Below are 23,798 nucleotides of genomic sequence, written 5' to 3' on the forward strand. Positions count from 1 at the left end.
GAAACCGGCCTCCGTAGTAAGAGGCCGGTTTTTATTGTTCTTTACATGAAAATGAATGGCTCCGTGATGATTTCTGATTGAAGATATGTAACATCGTATCCAGCTTCTTTACTCGCATTTTGCATGTGAACTGCAACCCCTTCAATCATGACCTTCTCAATATTATGACCCGGGTCTATAACCGCTAAATTCAACGCTTGTGCATCATGAGCTATATGGTAATTCAAGTCTCCGGTTACAAGGACATCTGCGCCACTGTACTTAGCGGCAGTTATATATTTGTTACCGTCCCCGCCAAGAACTGCTACCTTTTGAATTTCTTTTTTTGGATCACCAACGAATCGAAGTGCAGGCACAGCAAAAATACTTTTCACTTGTTCCGCAAAATCTGCAAGCGTCAATTTTGTTGGTAGTTTTCCAATTCTCCCTAGGCCATATTCGGTCCCTGGCTGATCAAGTTCAAAGAAATCATACGCTGGCTCTTCGTAAGGATGGGAATTAAGCATCGCCTTTAGCACCTTACTTTTGAGTGGTCCTGGCACAACAACCTCGATCTTAACTTCCTCAACTTCTTCCCTTTGGCCGATTACGCCAATAAATGGATCCGCCCCTTTTGTTGGTCTGAAGCGGCCAATTCCGGGTGAACTGAAACTGCATCCGGCATAATTCCCAATTGCACCCGCACCAGCCTTTGCCAACACATCCCTAATCGCATCCGCATGGCTCTCTGGACTGAAGACGACTAGTTTGTATAATGACTCAACAGATGTTGGTTCAACGATTTCCGTGTCAACTAAGCCTAGTTTTTTTGCTAACATATCGTTCACTCCGCCAGGTGCGATGTCGAGATTAGTATGTGCCGCATAAACGGAAATATCATTCTTAATACACTTTTCGAACATTCTACCTTGGGGTGTGTCCGTTAAAAGTCTCTTTAATGGCCTGTAAATCGGTGGGTGGTGCGCAATGATAAGATTTGCGCCTCTTTGGATTGCTTCGTCTACAACTTCCTCATTTACATCCAGTGTGATGAGGACTTTTTCTACCAACCGGTTTAACTGTCCGATGTGCAGGCCTACCGGGTCCCCTTCCACCGCAAAACGTTTCGGAGACCAGTTTTCAAAAAGCTCTATAATTTCATTACCGTTCACTTTTTTCATTTAGTTAACACCTTCCCAACTAATTCGATATGGCTTCTCAATTGTTCTTTTTTCACCCTAACCGCATCTGTTTCCGTTGCATTTTCGAGCGAATCAAGCACACGATTCCATTCTGATAACTCAATTCCCCATTTCTCAATGAATACATCCGTTTTAGATATGAGCAGGATGGGTCCCGCCATCATTTCCAATTCACTATACGTAGTTCTACCTTTTTCCAACACGAGAATTTCGTATATTTTTCCATCTTCTTTTAAAATATGTTCATCAACAACTTTCCAATCATTGGATACTGCCCATTCACGGACTGCCCTCGCATATATGTTGGGCTGTGCGATGATTCGATTTACATCAAAAAGGCGATCTTTGCCGTTTTCTAAAATAGAGGCTATTAGTGGGCCTCCCATTCCAGCTATCGTCACCGTATCAACCCCATCATTCTCCTCTATGGCAAATAAACCATCTGCCAAACGAATAGAAATAACATCCAATAGGTTTTCTCTCCGTACATTGCTAACGGCGGATTCATATGGCCCTTTAGCTACTTCACCTGCAATTGCCTTTCTTGCCATCTTTGAATGGATTAGAAAACAAGGCAAATAAGCATGATCACTGCCGATATCCGCAACAACTGCTCCTTCCTTAACGAAAGAAGCAACCGACATCAATCTGTTCGATAATCGTTCGGAATTCATTACATCCACATCCTTCCTTAAAATAGTGTCTACGATATTAACCATTTTACACGATACACAAATAGAAAGAGCCATCAGTCAACAAAAACTTCTGCTGACTGACAGCTCCTTGCAAATTCAAGAATTATTTAAGTGATAAAATGTAATCCGCCATTGCATCTAGCTCGGCATCGTCTTTAACTAGTCCGCCCGGCATTCCGCCGTCAGTACCATGTAATATCACGTCTTTAAGTTCATCTTTAGATAGACTAGTTCCAGCCAACGCTGGTGCCATTCCACCTGTTAGATCTCCACCGTGACAACCGATACATTTCCCTTGAGCAACTGCTTCAGCATCAAAATCGGCTGTGTCTGCTGGTGCGACTTCTTCAGTTGCCCCATCTTCACCTTGTTCAGCAATTTCTTTTTTCTGATCAAGTCCGTAAAGAGACATGAAGAAAATTAGACCAATTCCAAGTGCGAAAATTAAGATATAAGGTACTATTGGATTTCTACTCATTAAATTACCCTCCTTTATCAGGATCTATTCTGTAATGAATACAGTTCACAACTATTATTGTACTGTATCTAATAGAAAACTGAAAGAGTTATTGCTGATCTTTTCGCCCTTTGTGACAAATTCGACAAATATTTCAGTTTAAATCAGCAAACTTCTCGGAATCTGGTAAGTTCTTAACAGCCGATTAGTCTTGCAATGACCATTCGTTGGACTTCTGAAGTCCCTTCTCCAATCTCAAGAAGCTTTGCATCGCGCAAATAACGTTCGACCTCATACTCTTTCATATAGCCGTATCCACCATGAATCTGTATTGCTTCACTTGCAACTTCCATAGCGATTTCTGAGGCATATAATTTACACATCGACGCCTCTTTTGAAAAAGGCCGTCCCTGGTCTTTCAACCAAGCTGCTTTATAGACCATATTACGCGCCAGTTCTATTTTCATTGCCATATCAGCCAACTTGAATTGCGTTATTTGAAATTCGGAAAGTGCCTTCCCGAATTGTTTACGTTCTTTCGAGTAGCGTAGTGCCCGATCAAACGCCGCCTGAGCGATTCCTAACGCCATAGCGCCGATCCCGATGCGTCCGCCATCTAGAGTGACCAAGAACTGCCTGAAGCCGTTACCTTGGATGCCGAGAAGGTTCTCTTTCGGGACACGTACGTTTTCCAATACCAACTCCGTCGTATTAGAAGCATTAAGGCCCATTTTTTCATAATTATCGATAACCGTGAAACCTTCTGCATCGGTTGGCACAATAATCGCACTAATTTCTTTCTCCCCGCCTTTATTTCCTGTAATGGCAGTGATTGCAATGTGCTTAGCGTAGCTTGCATTTGTGATGAACACTTTTGAACCGTTGATGACAAAATCATCCCCGTCCAATTTTGCAGTCGTTTGCGTCCCCCCCGCATCGGATCCTGCATTAGATTCTGTCAAACCAAATGCACCAAAAGATTCCCCAGTACAAATTGGCGTCAGGTACTTATGTTTCTGCTCTTCCGTTCCGAACAGGTTGAGCGGTGCTCCTCCCAGTGATATGTGCGCGGAGTATGTAATCCCCGTCGATGCACATGCTCGGCTAAGCTCCTCCGTGACAATGGCAAAACTTACCGTGTCAGAACCTCCGCCTCCATATTCTTCCGAAAACGGCAAGCCCATCATTCCCATATCAGACAGTTGCTTAAAAATTTCCACTGGAAACTCTTTAGTCCGATCGCGATCAATTGCACCGGGTGCAACAACTTCATCCGCAAACTCCCGAATCATTTTTCTAATCATCTGTTGTTCTTCAGTCAAATCGAAATTCAACATCTTCATCCCCTTTTTTGTGAACGCTTACAATTCCAATTATAACGAATTGTTTTCTGTTTTCACAGCATATCTTGAAAGTTAGTTGGATTTTTAGAACGAAACGATTAGAAATCCGATGATTAAAAGCAAACCTACAATTCCAGAAATCGTCAAATATGCCAATTTGTGCAAACGACCGGCAATTAGCCAAAGTGAGCAGTTCAAAATGAGCAACCCAATGAGAAGCATTCTATTTCCTTCGAAAAAGACCATCCATAACTTGAGGGACATAAACAACAATAAGAAAGAAGCCAGTATGTATAGTAAAGGAGTAATCCGCATTTGGACAGTTGATTTACGTAGTGTAGACAGTAGAAATAGAAAGATTACAAATGCTGCTAAAGATAGCGTCAGTATAGGATGATGGATAAAAACGAACATGCAAACGCTGATAAAAGTCGTTAACATGGTGAGCATAATAATTGTTCGGTTTAATTTCTTTTTTTCCTTAAGTAGTACTCCTTCGACAATTTTTATTTCATTTTCATCTTCACCCTGGGTGTACAGAGTGACAAGGAAATCACAGTAATGCTCAGGCAACAGCTTATTTTCTTTCCAATACTTAATTTCAGAAATAATCATCCTTTTTCGCTGTGGATTCATGGTCATAATCGCTCCTTGATGAATGTAGGGAGAAGCCAATGCAAAAAATCAGCTACTTGTTATCTGTGTAGACACAAAAGCACTAGAAGTTGCCAGCACTGATAAAGATAAAACCTTCAGGGTTGTATAACCTCCTAGTAAGATTTCTACAACTTCTTCGTAAGTAGTAAAAAAACACCGGCAATAGTTATGCCGATGCCCGTTTATTATTCTAAGAAATCTTTTAAACGTTTACTTCTTGAAGGATGACGCAGTTTACGAAGTGCTTTAGCTTCAATCTGGCGAATTCGCTCACGTGTAACACCGAACACTTTACCAACCTCTTCAAGTGTTCTTGTACGACCATCGTCGAGACCGAACCGTAGACGAAGGACATTCTCTTCCCTGTCCGTCAATGTATCAAGTACATCTTCTAATTGTTCTTTCAATAGTTCATATGCAGCATGATCGGATGGAGATTGAGCCTCTGAGTCTTCGATGAAGTCACCAAGATGAGAATCATCTTCTTCCCCGATTGGCGTTTCCAAAGATACAGGCTCTTGTGCGATTTTTAGAATTTCACGTACTTTTTCAGCAGTCAAATCCATTTCTTCCCCAATTTCTTCTGGAGACGGTTCACGACCAAGATCTTGTAGCAATTGACGTTGAACCCGAATCAATTTATTGATCGTTTCAACCATGTGTACAGGAATTCGAATTGTTCGGGCTTGGTCTGCGATTGCGCGGGTAATTGCCTGACGTATCCACCATGTTGCATACGTACTAAATTTGAAACCTTTCGTATGATCAAACTTCTCTACTGCTTTTATAAGACCCATATTACCTTCTTGTATTAAGTCTAGGAACAACATCCCGCGTCCCACATATCTTTTTGCAATACTGACGACAAGACGAAGATTGGCTTCAGCAAGTCGCTTCTTAGCTTCTTCATCACCATCGAGAATTCGAATTGCGAGTTCAACTTCCTCTGCACCCGTCAATAAATCAACACGGCCGATTTCTTTCAAGTACATTCTCACTGGGTCGTTGATTTTAACACCTGGCGGTACACTAAGGTCATTCAAATCGAATTTCTCTTCCGGCACTGCTTTGCCATCTCCAGCTTCTTCGTCACCCTTACGATCCATTTCAATGCCCTGCACTTCAATCAAATCGAGGAACTCTTCAAACTGTTCAGGTTCCATTTCAAAAACAGATAACTTTTCTGTAACCTCATCGAGAGTGAGTTCACCTGTTTTCTTTCCGGCTTCCAACAGGTTTGCTTTCACTTCTTCAACAGTCAATTCAATTTCCATATCTTCGGATTTCTCTTTTTTACTCATCTAACCCGTTCCTCCTTAGTACACCGGAATACGACTACAATGCCGTCAATGATTTCCGGAGCTGTATAATTTCCCTGGCCAGCTCCAGCGCCCGGGTATGATTCTTCATCTTTTCTGCTTCTTTTGACTCGTGCATTTTTGACTGAATTGCTAAACTAATCCGATACTTTTTCAAATGAGTGATGCAATCAGAAATTTCTTCATCGGCATGTTCAGGATCTCTTTCCACCATCGCAGAATCCAGTACAATTTTCCTGAGTTCACGGTCTTCCAATGACTCAGCAAATCTGTGAAAGTCAGGTGCTCCATGTTGTTCGTAAAATCCGGCTAGCCGGATGAAGATGGCGATATACCCTTCCCGAATGAACAAACTTTCCTTTTCCTCACGTAAACGGTCGAATAAGTCAACGTCACTTAAGAGATGGTACAACAATAAACGCTCAGCACGTTCTGTACCTGTCTTTTTTCGAATTGGAATCGTATTCTTTGGTTGGACTATCTCTTTGCCTTGCGGTTCTGTCTTAGCTCTTTTCGCTTGATTACCTGCCATTTTTATAAACTGCTGATTAATTGCCTCGACAGAAACACCTGTCACAGTTGACAGTTGTCGGATATAAAGATCCCGTTCTACTGGTGATGAACGCTTCGCCAATTCTTCCAGCACTTCATGGATATATTGCAATACATCGTTTTCATATGATAAGTTCTTGGATCGCTTAGCATATGCCATTATAAATGACATAAATGAATGTGGATTGCCAATAATCTTTTCGCGGAAAGATTCACCGCCATGCTCTGTGATATAGTCGTCAGGGTCCATTGTCCCTGGCAATAAAGCGATTTGAACGTCCATTCCTTTTTGTGTAACCATGCCAGCAAATCGTTTGGCTGCTTCCCATCCGGCATCGTCCCCGTCACAGCAGATGATAATATCTTTGGCAATTCTTTTTAATTTAAGAAGATGCGTGTCTGACAAAGATGTGCCCATTACTGCAACACTATTCATCACGCCAACTCGATCTGCGGATATCGTATCCATAAATCCTTCAAACAGTATTACTTTACCCGATTTCCGGACGTTAAGACGTGCATTGTGAAAATTGTATAAGATATGACTTTTTTCGAATATTGGTGTTTCAGGACTATTCAAGTATTTAGCGTCCTGTTTCATACCCGATATAGTCCTTCCGGAAAATGCCACAACGTTTCCAAAGTCATCACGGAGAGGAAACATAATACGTGCTCGGAATCTGTCGAAGTAGCCTGTCCCATCATCTTTCATGATACATAGTCCCGCTCGTTCCATTTCCATCATGTTGAAACTTTTACGTTTCAGAAGGCTTGATAAAGCTTCGTTATCATTAAGCGACCATCCGATTCCATATTTTTCGATATTCTCTCGCGTAAACCCTCTTTTTTCAAGATATTCTAATGCTGCCTCTCCTTCGACAGTGTTTAGTAAGAGGTGACTATAGAAATTTGTTGCAAGAGCGTGAGCTTCAATCATAGATTTAAATTCATTATTCGGTTTGACCCCGAATCCTTCGCTCACTACTGCATCAATTTCAATACCTGTACGCTCAGCGAGTTTTACGACAGCTTCAGTGAAGGGACTGTTCTCCATATCCATAACGAATGTAATTGCATTACCGCTGGCTCCACATCCGAAACAATGAAATAGTTGTTTATCTTCTGACACGGAAAAAGAAGGTGTACTTTCACCATGGAACGGACACAGTCCAAACCAATTCTTTCCCCTTTTTGTCAATTGAACATATTCCCCTATTAAATCCACAATATCAGTCTTCGATCGAACGGTTTCTATAGTCTCTTCTGGTATTCTAGTCAACTTATCACCAACCACTCTATCTAAGTATAAATTCTAGATAGTATTCAAAAATCCTTCATATTCGACAAATTATTTTCGATTATACTCGGAATCTTTCATATTACACTAATTGCATGACTTTATCCTATTACAAAGCTCATATTTGATAAAAAAACTTTAAATCATCCGCAAAAGAAGAACCGCCCTATTTAAACAGGTGGTCCTTCTGCAGATTTTATCGGTTGCGGTTCGTAATTTCGTTTAGTATAACATTTGCTGTTTCTTCAACAGCCCGATTTGTTACATCAATTACTGTACAGCCGATTTTCGAAACGACATTATTAAAATGATTGATTTCTGCTTCAATTCGATCAACTCGCGCATAATTCGCATCATCTTTTAAACCAAGTGCGATGAGTCTTTCCTTACGTATAAAGTTCAGCTTTTTAGGCGATATGACAAGTCCGAAGCATTTGTTTGGGTCAATGGAATACAACTCTTCCGGCGGATCTACTTCAGGTACTAAGGGTATATTGGCAACTTTATATCTTTTATGTGCAAGATACTGTGACAAAGGTGTTTTCGAAGTTCTGGAAACGCCAATGAGAACAATATCGGCTCTTAAAATACCCCGTGGATCTCTACCATCATCATATTTCACGGCAAATTCAATCGCTTCAATTTGTTTGAAATAGTCTTCATCAAGTTGCCGGACAAGTCCCGGTTCCTCTAAAGGTTTCTCACCGAGTTCTATACCAATCCGTTTAATAATTGGACCAAGTAAATCTAGGCAATGAATACCTTTAAGAAGACATTCTTCTTTCAGTTTCTCACACATCGTACTTTTTACTAGTGTATAAACAATAATCGCATTTTGTTGTTTCGCTAAATAAACGATTTCATTAAGTTGAGATTCATCATCAATATGTGAAAATCTTTTTATCGAAATAGTTTCAAGTCCTTGTTTGAATTGACTTGCCGCAGCTTTTGCAACAAGGTCGGCCGTTTCCCCGACTGAGTCGGAAACGATGAATAAAGTTAATCTTCTCATAGTATCCCCCTCATAATTCATGGTCATCCGCAAGTGAAAGGAAGGCTGCGGTAATATTCGTTTTGGTGATTCGGCCAACAACCTCAAGTCCGTCGCCGCTCTTATTAACAACTGGGAGTGAGTCTATTTGCTTATCTATCATTTTCTTTGCCACCTGAAGAAGCATATCCTGTTTTTCGCAGTACGTAATGTTTGGCATCCGGGTCATAATAACATGCACCGGTATTTTTTCTAATTCATTATTGCCCAGGCTTGTCCGTAACAAGTCCTTCCTTGAAAGAACCCCTGTAAGATGTGAAAATCCGTCGACAACGAATAAAGTTCCTACATCTTCAAGGAACATCTGGCAAATTGCGTCATAGACGGATATATTCTCTTCAACAACGACTGGAATAGATTGAAAATCACGTACCTTCATACCAATCATACTATCGGCCACCGATTGAGTGGGTCTCTTTCCTGAATAGAAATAACCTACACGGGGCCTAGCATCTAAAAAACCAGCCATTGTTAAGATAGCTAAGTCAGGACGGATTGTTGCTCTCGCAAGCTTAAGCCTTTCTGCAATCTGCTCGCCAGTAATCGGGCCATCAGCTTTAACGATTTCAAAAATCTCCGTCTGGCGCTTATTCAGTTCCATAAAAGTCACCGCCCTAAGCGTTCAATTGTTTATCCTTGATTATTATATACGAAGATGCCCGCTATTGCGAAGAAAGAGGAACCATGTTAATATGAAAGAGAACTAAATAGGCGAAGATGGGTTTATAAGTAATGTCAAATTAGAGCGAACGGGGACAGTGGAAGCCCGTAACGACGTGAAACGGCAACCTGGAGCTAATGCACTATTAAAGTGGGCTGTTTACGCAGTCAATTAGGGTGGAACCGCGGGTTATCATGCACTCGTCCCTGGACATATTGTCCAGGGATGGGTGCTTATTTTAATTGGAGGGATTAATTATGTCAATGGAACAAGTAGTTAACTTAGCGAAGCAAAGAGGTTTTGTTTTCCCAGGATCAGATATTTACGGTGGGCTCGCAAACACTTGGGATTACGGTCCCCTTGGTATCGAATTGAAGAACAACATCAAGAAAGCATGGTGGCAAAAGTTCATTCAAGAATCGCCGTATAACGTCGGTCTTGACTCAGCTATTCTTATGAATCCTAAAGTTTGGGAAGCATCTGGTCATATCGGCAACTTCAATGACCCGATGATCGACTGCAAAAAATGCAACACGCGTCACCGTGCAGACAAACTAATCGAGGATGCACTCGATGCGAAAGGTATTGAAATGATTGTCGACGGTCTGTCGTTCGACAAAATGGCCGAGCTAATCAATGAACACAAAGTTGCCTGTCCTACTTGCGGCGCTTTAGATTACACAGAAATCCGTCAATTCAACTTGATGTTCAAAACTTCACAAGGCGTTACTGATTCATCTGCAAACGAAATTTTTCTACGTCCTGAAACAGCACAAGGTATTTTCGTGAACTTTAAAAACGTTCAACGTTCGATGAGAAAGAAATTACCTTTCGGTATTGCACAAATCGGAAAAAGCTTCCGTAACGAAATTACACCAGGGAATTTCACATTCCGCACGCGCGAGTTTGAACAGATGGAACTTGAGTTCTTCTGTAAACCCGGTGAAGACATGGAATGGTACGCGTTCTGGCGCGATTTTTCAAAACAGTGGTTATTGAACCTTGGTTTAACAGAAGACAATATGCGTCTGCGTGAACATGATGAAGATGAACTCTCCCACTACTCGAATGGGACTGTTGACATCGAATACAAATTCCCGTTCGGCTGGGGTGAACTATGGGGCATTGCGAACCGTACTGACTTCGACCTAAAACGGCATATGGAACATTCCGGTGAAGATTTCCACTACCTCGACCCTATAACGAACGAGAAGGTCGTTCCTTATTGTATTGAACCTTCTCTAGGTGCAGACCGTGTAACACTTGCGTTCCTTTGCGATGCGTTCGCTGAAGAGGAACTGGAAGGCGACGACAAACGGACAGTTCTCCGTTTCCACCCAGCATTAGCACCTGTTAAAGCTGCAGTTTTGCCTTTGTCAAAAAAACTCGCGGATGGTGCGGATGAAGTTTACGCCGAACTACGCAAGCATTTCAATGTCCAATACGATGATTCACAATCTATCGGTAAACGCTATCGCCGTCAAGATGAAATCGGTACACCGTTTTGCGTTACGTACGATTTTGATTCCGAAGAAGATCGTCAAGTAACTGTTCGTCACCGCGACTCTATGGAACAAACACGTATGCCCATTACTGATGTAAAAGATTACATTGCAAAACATCTTGAATTTTAATGTTAGCTAGTACAAAATGACACACATAAAACAATAGAAACTACCTGGCCGCCAAATCTCATTGGTGTCAGGTAGTTTTTCTTTAAAGATAGCTGATTATGTTCTTCAGTTTCAATGGAACGCATGATTAGACGCTCTGTATCGATAAACAGCTTTCCCCCTCATCATTTCTACTATATTAATGCAATGAGATATTTTTGTATCAATGTTCGTAACGAGGCGAAATACTACCATCAGCTGCCGATTTCCCTTTCTAACTGATTCAAAAAATCCACCATATAGTCATGTCGCTGTTGTGCGAGTCTTTTCCCTCCTATTGTCACCATCAAATCTTTTAACAGTAATAACTTTTCGTAAAAATGTGTAACTGATGCTGTTTCCTTGCTACGATATTCTGCTTCGGACATATTTTCACGTATGATTTCATCTGTGTCATACAACTTTCTTCCCCTTGCTCCGCCGAACGCAAATGTTCGCGCAATCCCGATAGCTCCGATTGCGTCAAGCCGATCTGCGTCACGCACGATAGCCCCCTCGATGGATGTGATATCTTTCGCATTCCCCCCACTGAATGATACACTAGCAATACAATCCTCCACTTTCTGAGATAGTTCAGCATTAGCACCAATGGACTGTAAAATTTCCAAAACGGAAGGATTTTCATTCGTTTTGTATTTAGCATCTTCTATATCGTGTAACAATACAGCAAAACGGACAACGTCCTGATTAACAGACGGTTCATGAATCATAATTTCTTCCGCATTTCTCATTACACGTTCAATATGTGCAAAGTCATGACTTGCATCAAAACTGTCATATATACCCTTAACAATATTCCTGCATTTCACAATTAGTTGTTCCATTCAACCACTCCTGTAATATATTTAATATTTAAATAAAATTATGTCTGAATAATTAGGCATCTCATTGACGCACAATGTCGATTCATGTATAGTAAATACATCCATGCGTTTGATGGATAGGACATCGAATCGCCGAGGAGGAATGTACATGTACCAGGGAAAAGTGAAATGGTTCAGCAATGATAAAGGTTATGGTTTCATCGAAGCGGATGACGGAGAAGATGTGTTCGTCCACTTTACCGGTATTCTATCTGAAGGCTTTAAAACGCTTGATGAAGGACAGTCCGTATCTTTCGAAATCATCGAAGGGAACCGTGGTCCTCAGGCAGCGAATGTCTTAAAACTTGGTGATGAATGATTGAATGCAAAATCCCGCTGATGTAATTTCCAGCGGGATATTATTTTGTTATTTTATTCATTTCCTGACCTAGAAATTTAAGCTGGTCACCGATTGTACACGTGGTAATACAAAACTTATGCGATCCTGGCTTCCCTTTGTCTTTCGACAGTTGTGTTTTAAGGAAACAGCCTTCGCAATAGGTATCCAAAATTCCATCAATGTCATTCATGATGATTGTCTTATCCATTATAGAACCTCCCAAAAACACGATTCATTAATTCTAATACGCTTTGTAAATTGGTGCAACTATCTTAGATGATTGAGGTGTTACTAAATGATTGAATTATACGTTGATGGTGCAAGTGCGGGAAATCCTGGGGAAAGCGGAATCGGCATTTTTATAAAAGGTGAAGGTCATTTAATTAAGTTATCTGAACGCATTAATCCAACAGATAATCACACCGCAGAGTTTATAGCACTATTACGCGGAGTGGAAGAGACAGCTAAATTGACATCCGGCGTAGTATCAGCGCGTTCAGATTCACAAGTAGTCGTTATGGCCGTTGAAAAAGAATTTGTTAAAAATGAAAACTATAAAGAGTACTTGAAGAAAATACTTGAAATTGCTAATAAGTTTGACTTCTTTTTCATCAAATGGATTCCCGATTCCGAAAACCGTGCCGCAGATGCACTTGCGCGAGAAGCTATTCACAAAAAAGACTAAACAGATTCTGTTCAGTCTTTTTTGTTATGCTTTCATAAAGGTAACTGTACTTTTTAAAAAATCATACAACAGCCACTCGCAATCATCTTTTACAGCCCCTACATTTACAAGAATACTTTCCCCGCTAACATCATAAGGTACGTCAAATATAATTTGTTGGTGAATCCCATTATGCATTAATCCAGAAGCATGACTATGTCCATAAAAAACAAGGGATTTATCCGCTTCCTTGTAGATAGGCAGACGCGGCTCCCCACTCCACTTCCATTGATGTCCATGGATGATTTTGGCGCGATGAATATCAAGTGTCTCTGGCATTGTTGCTAATTTTTCTCTGAGGGGATTTTCTGTTTCAGTGATTAAAACAATCCGTTCTTCTTGATTTCCTCTGACGGAGAGGAATGGTAGCAGCTCAGTAAATCCCTCCGGAATAATCATTACGTCTTGAAGCTTCGTAAATTTCTTTTCCGTGATATCTCTTTTACTAATTATGCACTCATACAAATCACCTGTGCCAACAATAGTTGCTTCAGGTGATTTTACTACAATATCAGCGAGTACTTTTTCTAAATCTTCTTTTGATGAATGGATATCTCCAAGTAATGCATAATACAAATTTGTTTCCTCCATATCTTACTAATACACCTTAATTAAAAACCTTCTGTGTCAGCCCACTCGCTAATCGATTTATAAGCTTTCTTCAATGTGTAGAATGGTCGGTTCTACTTCATTTACTCATTTAAAATACTTTTGCCACAAGGATATCTTATCCTCGTTCAACTTCCGTCCCCACGTGTGAAATCCAATCACTGTAGCTACCAACATACAAACGGACAAATTCATAACCTTGCTGTTTAAGCATGGCATATAGCGGCGCCGCCGTTACGCCGCTTCCACAATAAACAGTTACCCGGTCGACAGGATTAACGACCTTGTTCAATTCCATTTTAACTGCTTCATCTATTTTGAAAATACCCGATTCTTTTAGTTGTTCCCAGTCAAAGTTCACTGCCCCCGGAATCCGGCCGGCAATTGGGTCAAGAGGTTCCGTTTCGCCACGGAACCTCTCCGCTGATCGGGCATCCAGAAGGATATTAGCCGTTTTACCAGCGACCGTTTCTTCAACAAAATTTCTGGGAGCATAGATTGCTTCGTCCCATTCAGGTATTACGGAACTCGGTTGTGGCTGTGGTCTATTATTATCTACCGGAATGCCTGACTCTTTTATCGCATCGAAACCTTCAAGCACAATAAATGACTTTTTGAATCCTGCATATTGTAACAACCACCATGCTCGTGCTGCAAATGGACTTCCCCCATCATCGTAAACGACGATTTGGTCATCGATGGATAATCCACTATCTCTGAAAAGCCTAGTGAGTGCTTCCTTCTCAGGTAATGGATGCCTTCCTGCCATTTTCGTCATATCAGACAAATCATGTTCAAGATTCCAGTAAATTGCACCTACTACATGATTTTCATCGAATTTCCGCTGTCCTTCGGTTGCATCTTTCAATGAAAAGCGGGTGTCTACCCATTTCGTCAATTCATAATTAATGTCTTCTATTGAAACAAAAACGTTTGGCACTCATACCAGCTCCTCTACTTGTATTTCCTCGTAAATAGTACGCCATACGCCCAGTTGCTCTGTGCTTTGAAGTAGTGTCCGTTCGGAAGTGATTTGGTTCAGACTTTCTTTGAGCAAGTGTAATCTAAGTCCTTCCGCCTCACTGTCAATCCATTGATCAGTCCACTTTTCAAGGAGTTCTTTTTCTTTCCCCAAGTACGTAGATGCATCTGTTTTCAGCAACTCTTCAAGCCGGTTTTTCAATATATCTCTTTCTCCACGCTCAAAGAAGGATTTTGGATTTTTAAATAATCTGTTCACACTGTTATAAACGTTCGGGTCCTCGAATGGTGTATCAAATGATAACATATCAGCATCTTGCGATTCATACGGTGATGGCGCAATCGATCTGTCCATATCGTTTAATTTGATAAATTCCATCCGTTGGCGTTCATTTAACTGCTTTTTCATAAAATTGAGCATCCGTAAATTAGTCACTTTCAGTTCCTGTGTCAGATCAAATCCAATCATTTGAACAGTTTCAGCAAGCGCTCCCTTCAATGCCCGATCTGCCGAATTATTGACGAAGACGGATGGATTGTATGCCTCTTTAAAGAAATCACCGAAACGCAAAAATACACGTTGTAAAATATAGTAGACGAGTTCACTCAGCTCATTATGTGCAGATTTCGTAAGTACTGTCGTAAACTTTAATGCACAATGTTGTCGTATTTCTCCTTCAAGCTTGTTCAATTCTGCTAACCTTTCCGCTTTTCTTGTCATGTTCGTCTCAGTTCTCGTTATCAGCGAAGAAAGGCGTTCGATTGTTTTCATCGTTTCTTCTTTGAGCGCTTGGACCGCGAGTCCCTTCAATTCATGTTCAAGAAAATGATGGAATTCAACTTCAAATGGCGCCATGAACTCATCCATTTGATTTTCCAATTTCGCTTCAAGTGCCTGCAAGCTAGAAATACCATGAACCCTCGGATTTCGAATACCGAATTTCCTAAGTTCATCACCAACGAAATTCTTGACCTCATTTGCCTCTTCCTTATTGGAAGCTAAATCAATCGCATTCACAATGAAAAACATCTTGTCGAGTTCGAATGCATCTTTCACTCGTCCGAGTTGAACGAGGAATTCCCTGTCTGCCCTTGCAAATGCATGGTTATAGTATGTGACGAAAAGAATTGCATCTGCGTTTCGAATGTACTCAAATGCAACATCCGTATGGCGAGCATTGATAGAATCAGCTCCTGGTGTGTCAACCAGTGTAATTCCTTTTCGAGTCAATTCACAGTCATAGAAAAAGTCAATTGATTCGACAAAACAGCTTCGGTTTTCTTCTGCTACAAATTTGACGAATTCCTCCCGATCAACATTAATGACCGTACCAAGCATCTCTTTGTAAATGGAGTATCCTTTTTTGAAGGCGGTAATAAAAGCTTTATGAATGTGATAACTTTCATCAGTCAATTCCGAATTTAGTGCACCGTCCGCATTTTGAAATGCATCTTCCAGAGACACCGCGACGATACCAAGCGCTTCGAAGGAACGTAAAACGTCTTCCATCATCCGTTCTTGCGTTTTCAGTAGAATATCAGCAGTTCTATCTTTTTTACCTGGAGAAATTGGGCGAATCCTGTTTATGGCTGCTGTAGTTGGATTTGGAGAAACCGGTAATATATTTTCTCCCAGTAATGCATTGGAAAAAGATGACTTTCCAGCGCTGAATGCACCAAATAGTGCAACCGTAAACTCTTGCCCATCTAGTCTGTCTGCTTTTTTCCGTAAATAATTAGCAGTTTCTAGAAAACCTGGGATCGATTCAACAGCATCTCCAATGTGATTGGCTTGACTGACAACAGATGCCGAATTATCCATTACTTCATAACTTTGTTCGTCTTTTTCAAACGGGGTTTCTACTTCATCACTTATTATTATTTCTTCGGCTTCGTTAAATTCAATAAGTTGTAGTTTTTCTTTTGTTTTCCACTGCTTGAGCAGTACTTCAACCTCTTCGGCTGATGCGTCCATTGCATAATCAAGTTTTGCCAATTGGTTTGCGACCTCATTGACTTGTTTGATTGCATATAATTTCTCATTCAAACGATAAACTTTCTGCTCTAGACTACCCGATTGCTCATCTCCATTCTTCAATGCAATTTGAGCCATAACATGTTTCCATTCATCGGTTATTCTGCGAAAAGCGGTATGAATAGTTGTTTTCATCCTTTCCGCATAATTTAGCACTGTATCTCCTGTAATTGTATCCGAAACATTGAATTCATTCTCAATATCAGCGAATGGTATCTCCATGTCGATTCTATCAATCTCAAGCGATCTGTCATCCGTTAAAATACCTGCGTCTTTTAATGACTTTTTCATAAGTGTTTTTAGATGAACTTCAATCTGAGCGTGTACGAGTTTACCCATATTATCAGCAAGAGCAATTTTTCGGCGTTCTCTTTCTTCCGCGGTTTTTTTTGCGCCAAATAGGATACCGACTTTAAAGCGAGACGACAATGACTCCAAATAAGCTTTTAACAGTTCTCGTGTTTCGTATGGAGTAATTGCCGCAACCTGCAGCAAGGCATTCCTCTCTGTTTCAAACGAGCTAGAAAATGCATCTCCCGAAAGTAGGTTTAGCATTTTCTTCGCCTCTGAAGTTTCTTTCTCTAATTCCTCTTGCATAGCCCATTCATCTTCAGTAACGATCTCAGCAAAGTTATTTTTCCGCTCTATAATTTCATCAGATAAAAATTGTTTGTGCTCATCCTTTAATTTCAATAGGATCTGCCTAGCATTTTTCACGAGTTTCTCTTGCGAGTTTTCCATTGAACTGTCAACTATGGATAACACATCACTAAAATCATTGAATGGATGCTTTAAGTCTTTCAAAGAAGTATAAAAAATTCCTTTGGGTATGACACCCCACATGCTAAATGAATCCTCGACTGACTTTTTAAAATCTACAAATGGCAATTCACTATCTCGATGTTTGTCAATTTGGTTAATGATTAAGTAGACGTTCTCGTTGTACCGCATTAACTCTTTAGTGAAACGGAAATTCAATTCCGATTGCACATGATTATAATCCATTGTGTAAAATACCAAATCGGCTAGATGAAGAGCGGACTCTGTGGATAAACGGTGCGCGTCATCAGTCGAATCAACGCCTGGTGTATCCATAACAGTGATTCCTTCTGGTAAATTGGAATCCGTGTGACCGATTTCAACAAGAGAAACCGCCACTCCATCCTTACTGAACGATTTTATGGCTGCAGGAAAACCGTGACCGCCATATTTTACGGCTGTGCCATCTGTCATATGAATAACAGCATAATCGGAGGCTGTTTTACTTATTTTGACGATATTGGCGCTCGTAGGTATTGGGCTCGACGGTAATAAGTCTTCTCCTGTCAAAGCATTGATCATTGAAGACTTACCGGCAGAAAAATGTCCTGCAAATCCAATCGTGTATTCTTTATCAATTAGTTTTTTAGCGAATAACACGGTCTTTTTATACCGGTCTTCGTCGTCATTCTTTTTAAATAAAAGTCCATATTCAGCTGATTCTTGTATAAGTTTATCCAATTCTGGCATTTAAGTCTCGATCCCTTCGTCAATTTCTCTTCTTATCATACCATTTTCGACGTCGATATTATGTACAAATTTTTCTGCCAATACTTTTTCTATTCTTGCATGAGTTTTATATTTTACAGGTGAACTTGGCATAAGGTCTATTAGAATAAAAGCAATCCCATTTGGCGCTGTTTGCCAACATTCGAGATTGCTTTTACTGTTATAAGTTATAAAGTCTTGTATATTTCTCTTCCAAGTAATCTGCCAGGTATTTAGCATTTAATCCTTCACCCGTCGTGTCTCTGATAATGTCAAGTGGTTTTTTCATCTTACCAAATTTATGGACATGCTCCGTCAGCCAGTCAAGAATCGGTCCGAATTCACCTGTTGCGCATAACCCATCGAAATTAGGAAGATCTTTTAACATAGCGACTTTCAACTGTGCTGCATACATATAACCAAGCGCATATGAAGGGAAATAACCGAACGATCCACCGGCCCAATGGACATCTTGCAAAACACCTTCACCGTTATTTTCGGGACGGATTCCAAGGTACTCTTCGTATTTATCATTCCAAATTCCCGGTAAATCCTTCACTTCGTAATCGCCGTTGAATAATCCTTTTTCGATTTCATAACGAATCATGATATGAAGCGGATAAGTCAATTCGTCTGCTTCAATCCGAATAAGGGATGGTTTTGAAACATTGATTGCACGGAGAAAGTCTTCGAGCGCAACATCTTCAAACTGTTCAGGAGATTCCCTTTTCAATAAATTGAAATTATACTTCCAAAAGTTTTCATTATGACCAACAAATTGTTCATAAAACAGCGATTGCGATTCATGGATTCCCATTGAAGTTCCATCCGCAACCGGTAAACCTTCTAATTCAATACTAATATTTTGCTCATATAGTGCATGCCCACATTCATGAATCGTCCCGAACACAGCAGATCGGAAATCATTTTCATCGTATTTTGTTGTGATACGGACGTCGCCGATATTTATGCCTGTTGCAAATGGATGAACGGTTTCATCCAAACGACCCGCTTCAAAATCGTAGCCAAGTTGTTTCAATACCTCATGACTGAACGATTTCTGATTTTCTTTCGGGAAATGTTTGAATAGAAAAGACGTTTCGGGTTGATTATCCAACTCTGAAATTTTCTTTACCAGCGGCACAATTGTTTCCTTCAGTTGGTTAAAAACCTCATCGATAATATCCGTTGTCATCCCCGGCTCGTATTGATCGAGAAGTATATTGTAAGCATTATCACCTTCATTGCCCCAATAGCCGATAAACTTTTTCGTAGTTGCAACAATTTTTTCAAGATATGGGAGGAACATATCAAAATCGGATTTATCTTTTGCCTCTTCCCAAGCCGATTCTGATTGAGAAGTCAGGACAACAAATTCACGATATTCTTCTGCAGGGATTTTTTCACTCAAGTCGTAGACTTTTTTCACTTCTTCAACCGTTTTTAATAATATCGGGTTAAGCGTTTCTTTTCTATTGCCAAGTTCTTCGAGGTAACCCTTCATTTCTGCAGATACACTCAATTTGAATAGCTCCGTAGACAAGGTGCCAACAGCTTCCGATCTCGCTGAAATCCCTTTTTTCGGCGCTCCTGTACGCATATCCCAATACATGATTGAAATCGCTTCCGAATATGCACTCATTTTTTTTAACAACGCCACAAAATTCTCTTCAGTAGACAAATTCATTCCCCCTCTTTTACTATATTGGACTCAATACTATCATAATTTGGTTAAATATAGTTTTCCAAATGAATATCGTTGCTAGTATATCTTCAAATTCAATAATTAATATTCTAAACCCTCTTTATTTATTACCCTCAATCTAGACAATTCATTGTATCGACCTACTTATTTCAATCAACTAAAAAGGACGCCCAACTGGACGTCCTCGTTTGTTAATTGAAAAACCTTATATGGTATACATTGAAAACCCTGGTTAAAATCTTAGTTCGTCATCTTCATTTTCACTGGGAAAATACCTTCAATTTCCGCTTTCATTTCTTGTTCTTTTCCTTCAAGCAGAAGGTGAACTGTCCCTGAATCATCCGATGTACGTATAAGACGTCCCGCCCCCTGGCGTAATCTAAGCAACATGAAGGGTACATCTACTTCACGGAATGGATCAGCAGCATACTGGCGTCTCGCGTCGAACAATGGATCTGAAGGCGGTAATGGCAAGTCATAAATAATGACACGCGTTAAAGCATCTTGAGGAATATCAAGTCCTTCCCATAAATGGTAAGAGCATAACACAGGAACTATTTTTTGTTGAAAATCACGTACGATTGAAGATAATTCCCTCTCTCCCTCGAATGCGATACTTTTTTTCCACTCCACAGGTACTTTTTCCTTGAATTGATTCATTGCCCGCTCTGATTTAAAGAGAATTAGTGTTTGTTTACCATCTTTTAAAAGTTCAAGTGCTTGTTTTGCTTTCCCACCCGCTTCAACATCTGTTGCGAGCACTTCCATTACTTCATCATAATCAAATGGTGAATCCACAGAAAATGATAGGTAGTCATGAATGCCCAGCCCGTCAGCTAAATAGTTAAACGTTTCACCAACCGATAAAGTTGCTGATGAAAAAACAATCGGGGTATTCGATGAAAACAGTTTTTCCCTTAATATATCTGTTACAAGACGCGGCATAATAACGAGCGTCGATTCGTCTTGACGGTTCTCAAGCCAGTCTACTGCGTCATTATTAGAAGTAAAGAGTTCCATCGAGTAGATATATTGATCTAGGTATTCTTCGACCATTCTTAAATCGTATTCCGGAATTATATACAATTCGCCTTCGAAAACGAATTCTTCAAGAAGTGCATTTGAAATCTTCACTACCTCTTTACCGATTTCAATAAGAGCCGGTGCTTTTTCGATAGCTCTACGTTCATTACCGGTTTCATCCGCGTGAACATTCAGCAATGCAAAAAACGCTTCATGAGAATCAATTAAACGTTCCATGAGTAGAAGAGTTGTTTCCCTAATACGATCAACCATTATTCGCTCTAGCAAATTTAATAGGGTACTGTTTTGAACCTCATATGTCAATGCCCGCTGTGCTGAATATTCAAGAAGATGGCCTTCATCGAATACAATCATAGATACTTCAGGCAATAACGGTAACTGTCCCTGACGTTTCCGAGAATCTTTCGTCCAAATATGTTCCATATATGAATCGTGTGAGCAGATAATTAGTTCAACTGCTTCACGATAATGATTTCGGTGAATAGTTTGACCGCATCGGTTTCGGATATCACATGCAGCACATTGCTGGATGGGGTGAAAATTCACTGTCTTCCATTCTTCATCACTCATGTCCGGATAATCTGAACGCACACCATAAGGACCTATTGATTGTAAAGATGCATTACCATAAACGAAATCTGGTAGTCCATCAGCTAAGACATCAATATAATCCTCATCAATCGTATTACCTGCGTCTTCTAAACGTTTTAGACAGAGGTACTGATCTCGTGATTTGGCAAGGCGTACATCTATATCAAGACCAAGTGCTTCACTAATTTTACGAATATCACCGTCTTCTTTTACAAGCTGATCGATGAGCGTTTCATCCGCACATGAGATGAGGGCTGGTTTACCTGTATAACGAGCATAGGCAATTGCAGGGAGCAAATAAGCGATTGTTTTCCCTGTCCCTACACCTGCTTCAGCGAACAATACCTTCTTTTCCTTCAATGCCTGCTCAATTTGGAAAGCCATATAAATTTGTTCATCCCTGCATTCAAAACCTTTTTCAGTTAGATCATCGTACAATGTATCCCCTATCCAATCATTCAAGGATTCATAGAACGATTTTTCTTTTGATAACGGGAATGGCATCTTACTTTTCATCGTATACCCCTTCCTATTTACATGCAAAAGGAAGAGGAGTTTCCCTCTTCCGCATATTATCAGTTATTGACGTTGTCCCCAGAATTGATACAAGTCAGTTCTAATAAAACCATTGAATAATTTTCTCTTTTTCGTTGCTCGATGACCGTATAGTTTTTCAAAGTTTTCTAATGAAGACAACATATAAACTGACCACGAAGGATAATTTTTCATTACTCGGCCAAGTTCGTGCGTAATTTCTTCGGCTTCTTCAACTTCACCAAGTCGTTCACCGTATGGTGGATTTCCGACCATTACGCCATTTAAGCCGTCCACAGTCAAATCCCGTACATCACACGCCTGCCATTTGATCAAATCTGCAAACCCAGCACCCGCTGCATTTTCCCGTGCGACGTTAATCATTCTCGGATCATAATCTGACCCTGTAATATCAAGTGGCTGATCATATTTCGCGACATCTTCCGCTTCTTCCCGAACCTGATCCCAAATATTTTTGTTGATCCACGGCCACTCTTCACTTAGGAACTCGCGGTTGTATCCCGGTGCAATGTTTTGCCCTATCATCGCGGCTTCTATCGCAATTGTTCCTGAACCGCAGAACGGATCAACGAAAGGCCGATCAGGATTCCAGCGTGAAATTTTCACAAGTGCTGCTGCTAATGTTTCTTTTAATGGTGCATCACCTTGCGCGAGTCTGTAACCGCGTTTATGCAAACCTGTTCCACTTGAATCAATTGTCAATGTCACTTTATCTTTTAAAATTGATACTTCTAATTTGAATAAAGGACCCGATTCATCAAAAAAGCCGATTCTTTTATAAGCAATTTTTAATCGTTCTACAATTGCTTTCTTCACAATTGCTTGGCAATCAGGAACACTGTACAATGTAGATTTTACTGATTTACCTGCAACTGGGAATTCTGCGTCGACCGGCAGAAAACGTTCCCATGGAATTGCCTTCGTCTGTTCGAAAAGTTCATCGAATGTTGTAGCTTGGAACTCGCCCGCAACTATTCGGACACGGTCCGCTACGCGAAGCCACAGATTTGTTTTCGCAATCGCCAATTCATCGCCTTGGAAAAAGATTTTACCGTTTTCTGAAGTTGTTTTAAACCCAAGTGCTTTTACTTCATCCGCAACAAGTGATTCAAGTCCCATTGCAGAGGTTGCTACTAATTTAAATTCAGTCATGCGTTTCCAACTCCAATCCTATACCTTCAATCATACCCATAAATTCATACCTTTTTTAATAAAAAAACAAATTAATTGCATTTCCTTGAAAATATAACTAGATTCTGAAATAAGCTTGCTCATTAAACATCCTAACAAATCCAACTGTATTTACCGAAGCCTTAAAACGTAAATACATATCAAAATTAGATGTATTCTCCTCATTCAAACCACCACTTAAAGGCGATAAGACTTTCTCTAGATAAATTCCAACCATAACGTTTTCACTCATTAATTTTCCAAAAGAAAAGCTCCCCATGTTTCAGGAGAGCAATCATTGTAATAATAATACCATAGGAAATTCGATAAGCCATGTTTTGTTCCCGTGTACTCAAACGGCTTGCGCCTCGTACTAAGGGTGGTAATCATCTATCTACAAGCAAAAAATTGCTTGTCTCTTCCTCAGTTCATTTCCTTCGGAAGAGTGCCCCTACCATAGTTTGGGTTTCTCACTCGTGGGGTTTACCGCGTTCCATCTGACCCGTTTCCGAATCAGCTACGTCACTGTGGCACTGTTCAGGGAACCTCATCCATATCCGAAGACTTAGGATTTATTCCCGCCGTCAACGCGCGATGCGCGAAGCCACGGCTTATTCTTTCGCCGAGCACGAACACTACGGTCATCTCAGATCCGTGTGAGCATGGACTTTCCTCTACAACATAGGATGTTGCAGCGATTACCTAAATTTGCACTATGATATCTACAGTATACCTTACTTTTAAGTCTTTTACAATAATTAATTAGGC

Annotated in this window: 20 protein-coding genes and 1 other RNA gene; 3 read left to right on the forward strand and 18 right to left on the reverse strand. The window is 40.4% G+C overall.

The annotated features are described in order from the left end of the window. Positions 1-41 precede the first annotated feature (41 nt). The 9 genes from AC1TO6_RS11915 to ccpN form a co-directional block, all read right to left on the reverse strand. Positions 42-1,160, reverse strand: coding sequence for a Nif3-like dinuclear metal center hexameric protein (locus tag AC1TO6_RS11915; RefSeq protein ID WP_482101828.1), 1,119 nt, complete (start codon positions 1,158-1,160; stop codon positions 42-44). Beyond that, entirely contained in the window at positions 1,157-1,855 is a 699-nt protein-coding gene (locus AC1TO6_RS11920) for a tRNA (adenine(22)-N(1))-methyltransferase (RefSeq protein WP_482101829.1), read from the reverse strand. Before AC1TO6_RS11920 ends, AC1TO6_RS11915 begins: the two co-directional genes overlap by 4 nt. Positions 1,856-1,979: 124 nt before the next feature. Further along, a complete protein-coding gene (cccA, locus tag AC1TO6_RS11925; protein ID WP_482101830.1) occupies positions 1,980-2,354 on the reverse strand; it encodes a cytochrome c550 in 375 nt (124 codons plus the stop codon). A gap of 173 nt (positions 2,355-2,527) precedes the next feature. Next, the gene (locus AC1TO6_RS11930; RefSeq protein WP_482101831.1) at positions 2,528-3,667 is read right to left on the reverse strand and encodes an acyl-CoA dehydrogenase family protein; all 1,140 of its coding nucleotides are present in this window, start codon (positions 3,665-3,667) and stop codon (positions 2,528-2,530) included. A 93-nt stretch (positions 3,668-3,760) separates the two neighbouring features. Beyond that, entirely contained in the window at positions 3,761-4,312 is a 552-nt protein-coding gene (locus tag AC1TO6_RS11935; RefSeq protein ID WP_482101832.1) for a hypothetical protein, read from the reverse strand. Between the two features lie 206 nt (positions 4,313-4,518). Next, positions 4,519-5,634: an RNA polymerase sigma factor RpoD gene (gene rpoD / locus AC1TO6_RS11940; protein WP_482101833.1), complete on the reverse strand. Its 1,116-nt coding sequence runs from the start codon at positions 5,632-5,634 to the stop codon at positions 4,519-4,521. Positions 5,635-5,668: 34 nt separating this feature from the next. Then, the gene (gene dnaG / locus AC1TO6_RS11945; protein WP_482101834.1) at positions 5,669-7,483 is read right to left on the reverse strand and encodes a DNA primase; all 1,815 of its coding nucleotides are present in this window, start codon (positions 7,481-7,483) and stop codon (positions 5,669-5,671) included. A 214-nt stretch (positions 7,484-7,697) separates the two neighbouring features. Continuing rightward, positions 7,698-8,513 (reverse strand): pyruvate, water dikinase regulatory protein, encoded by an 816-nt coding sequence (locus AC1TO6_RS11950; RefSeq protein WP_482101835.1) that lies wholly within the window; start codon positions 8,511-8,513, stop codon positions 7,698-7,700. 10 nt (positions 8,514-8,523) lie between these two features. Next, entirely contained in the window at positions 8,524-9,153 is a 630-nt protein-coding gene (ccpN, locus tag AC1TO6_RS11955) for a transcriptional regulator CcpN (RefSeq protein ID WP_482101836.1), read from the reverse strand. 314 nt (positions 9,154-9,467) lie between these two features. On the opposite strand from ccpN, the gene AC1TO6_RS11960 reads away from it, so the two are divergent. Next, on the forward strand, positions 9,468-10,847 hold the full coding sequence (locus AC1TO6_RS11960) for a glycine--tRNA ligase (RefSeq protein WP_482102015.1): 1,380 nt from the start codon (positions 9,468-9,470) through the stop codon (positions 10,845-10,847). Positions 10,848-11,080: 233 nt separating this feature from the next. On the opposite strand, the gene AC1TO6_RS11965 is transcribed toward AC1TO6_RS11960, so the two are convergent. Continuing rightward, positions 11,081-11,710, reverse strand: a complete 630-nt coding sequence (locus AC1TO6_RS11965; protein ID WP_482101837.1) for an HD domain-containing protein — start codon at positions 11,708-11,710, stop codon at positions 11,081-11,083. Positions 11,711-11,858: 148 nt separating this feature from the next. Here AC1TO6_RS11965 and AC1TO6_RS11970 point away from each other — a divergent pair, with 148 nt between their 5' ends. Further along, positions 11,859-12,068 (forward strand): cold-shock protein, encoded by a 210-nt coding sequence (locus AC1TO6_RS11970; RefSeq protein ID WP_067210265.1) that lies wholly within the window; start codon positions 11,859-11,861, stop codon positions 12,066-12,068. 40 nt (positions 12,069-12,108) lie between these two features. Here the strand turns inward: AC1TO6_RS11970 and AC1TO6_RS11975 are convergent, their stop codons facing one another. After that, positions 12,109-12,297, reverse strand: coding sequence for a zinc-finger domain-containing protein (locus AC1TO6_RS11975; protein WP_482101838.1), 189 nt, complete (start codon positions 12,295-12,297; stop codon positions 12,109-12,111). Between the two features lie 87 nt (positions 12,298-12,384). Here AC1TO6_RS11975 and AC1TO6_RS11980 point away from each other — a divergent pair, with 87 nt between their 5' ends. Beyond that, the gene (locus AC1TO6_RS11980; RefSeq protein ID WP_482101839.1) at positions 12,385-12,774 is read left to right on the forward strand and encodes a ribonuclease HI family protein; all 390 of its coding nucleotides are present in this window, start codon (positions 12,385-12,387) and stop codon (positions 12,772-12,774) included. 24 nt (positions 12,775-12,798) lie between these two features. Here AC1TO6_RS11980 and AC1TO6_RS11985 read toward each other — a convergent pair whose 3' ends face one another. The 7 genes from AC1TO6_RS11985 to rnpB form a co-directional block, all read right to left on the reverse strand. Further along, the gene (locus AC1TO6_RS11985; RefSeq protein WP_482101840.1) at positions 12,799-13,389 is read right to left on the reverse strand and encodes a metallophosphoesterase family protein; all 591 of its coding nucleotides are present in this window, start codon (positions 13,387-13,389) and stop codon (positions 12,799-12,801) included. 151 nt (positions 13,390-13,540) lie between these two features. Then, complete coding sequence (locus AC1TO6_RS11990) at positions 13,541-14,362, reverse strand: sulfurtransferase (RefSeq protein WP_482101841.1); 822 nt, start codon at positions 14,360-14,362, stop codon at positions 13,541-13,543. Continuing rightward, positions 14,363-17,947, reverse strand: a complete 3,585-nt coding sequence (locus tag AC1TO6_RS11995; protein WP_482101842.1) for a dynamin family protein — start codon at positions 17,945-17,947, stop codon at positions 14,363-14,365. A 199-nt stretch (positions 17,948-18,146) separates the two neighbouring features. Beyond that, positions 18,147-19,652, reverse strand: a complete 1,506-nt coding sequence (locus tag AC1TO6_RS12000; RefSeq protein ID WP_482101843.1) for a carboxypeptidase M32 — start codon at positions 19,650-19,652, stop codon at positions 18,147-18,149. A gap of 258 nt (positions 19,653-19,910) precedes the next feature. Then, positions 19,911-21,821, reverse strand: coding sequence for an ATP-dependent DNA helicase (locus AC1TO6_RS12005; protein ID WP_482101844.1), 1,911 nt, complete (start codon positions 21,819-21,821; stop codon positions 19,911-19,913). Positions 21,822-21,884: 63 nt separating this feature from the next. Further along, on the reverse strand, positions 21,885-23,012 hold the full coding sequence (locus AC1TO6_RS12010) for a THUMP domain-containing class I SAM-dependent RNA methyltransferase (protein ID WP_482101845.1): 1,128 nt from the start codon (positions 23,010-23,012) through the stop codon (positions 21,885-21,887). A gap of 340 nt (positions 23,013-23,352) precedes the next feature. After that, positions 23,353-23,740, reverse strand: an RNA gene (rnpB, locus tag AC1TO6_RS12015) — RNase P RNA component class B. Positions 23,741-23,798: the final 58 nt, after the last annotated feature.

Source organism: Sporosarcina sp. Y352 (assembly GCF_056786535.1).

Coding starts and splice junctions, on each gene's coding strand:
- AC1TO6_RS11915 (WP_482101828.1), bottom strand. CDS start 1,160: ATGAAAAAAGTGAACGGTAATGAAATTATAGAGCTTTTTGAAAACTGG.
- AC1TO6_RS11920 (WP_482101829.1), bottom strand. CDS start 1,855: ATGAATTCCGAACGATTATCGAACAGATTGATGTCGGTTGCTTCTTTC.
- cccA (WP_482101830.1), bottom strand. CDS start 2,354: ATGAGTAGAAATCCAATAGTACCTTATATCTTAATTTTCGCACTTGGA.
- AC1TO6_RS11935 (WP_482101832.1), bottom strand. CDS start 4,312: ATGAATCCACAGCGAAAAAGGATGATTATTTCTGAAATTAAGTATTGG.
- rpoD (WP_482101833.1), bottom strand. CDS start 5,634: ATGAGTAAAAAAGAGAAATCCGAAGATATGGAAATTGAATTGACTGTT.
- AC1TO6_RS11950 (WP_482101835.1), bottom strand. CDS start 8,513: ATGAGAAGATTAACTTTATTCATCGTTTCCGACTCAGTCGGGGAAACG.
- ccpN (WP_482101836.1), bottom strand. CDS start 9,153: ATGGAACTGAATAAGCGCCAGACGGAGATTTTTGAAATCGTTAAAGCT.
- AC1TO6_RS11965 (WP_482101837.1), bottom strand. CDS start 11,710: ATGGAACAACTAATTGTGAAATGCAGGAATATTGTTAAGGGTATATAT.
- AC1TO6_RS11970 (WP_067210265.1), top strand. CDS start 11,859: ATGTACCAGGGAAAAGTGAAATGGTTCAGCAATGATAAAGGTTATGGT.
- AC1TO6_RS11975 (WP_482101838.1), bottom strand. CDS start 12,297: ATGGATAAGACAATCATCATGAATGACATTGATGGAATTTTGGATACC.
- AC1TO6_RS11980 (WP_482101839.1), top strand. CDS start 12,385: ATGATTGAATTATACGTTGATGGTGCAAGTGCGGGAAATCCTGGGGAA.
- AC1TO6_RS11995 (WP_482101842.1), bottom strand. CDS start 17,947: ATGCCAGAATTGGATAAACTTATACAAGAATCAGCTGAATATGGACTT.
- AC1TO6_RS12000 (WP_482101843.1), bottom strand. CDS start 19,652: ATGAATTTGTCTACTGAAGAGAATTTTGTGGCGTTGTTAAAAAAAATG.
- AC1TO6_RS12005 (WP_482101844.1), bottom strand. CDS start 21,821: ATGAAAAGTAAGATGCCATTCCCGTTATCAAAAGAAAAATCGTTCTAT.
- AC1TO6_RS12010 (WP_482101845.1), bottom strand. CDS start 23,012: ATGACTGAATTTAAATTAGTAGCAACCTCTGCAATGGGACTTGAATCA.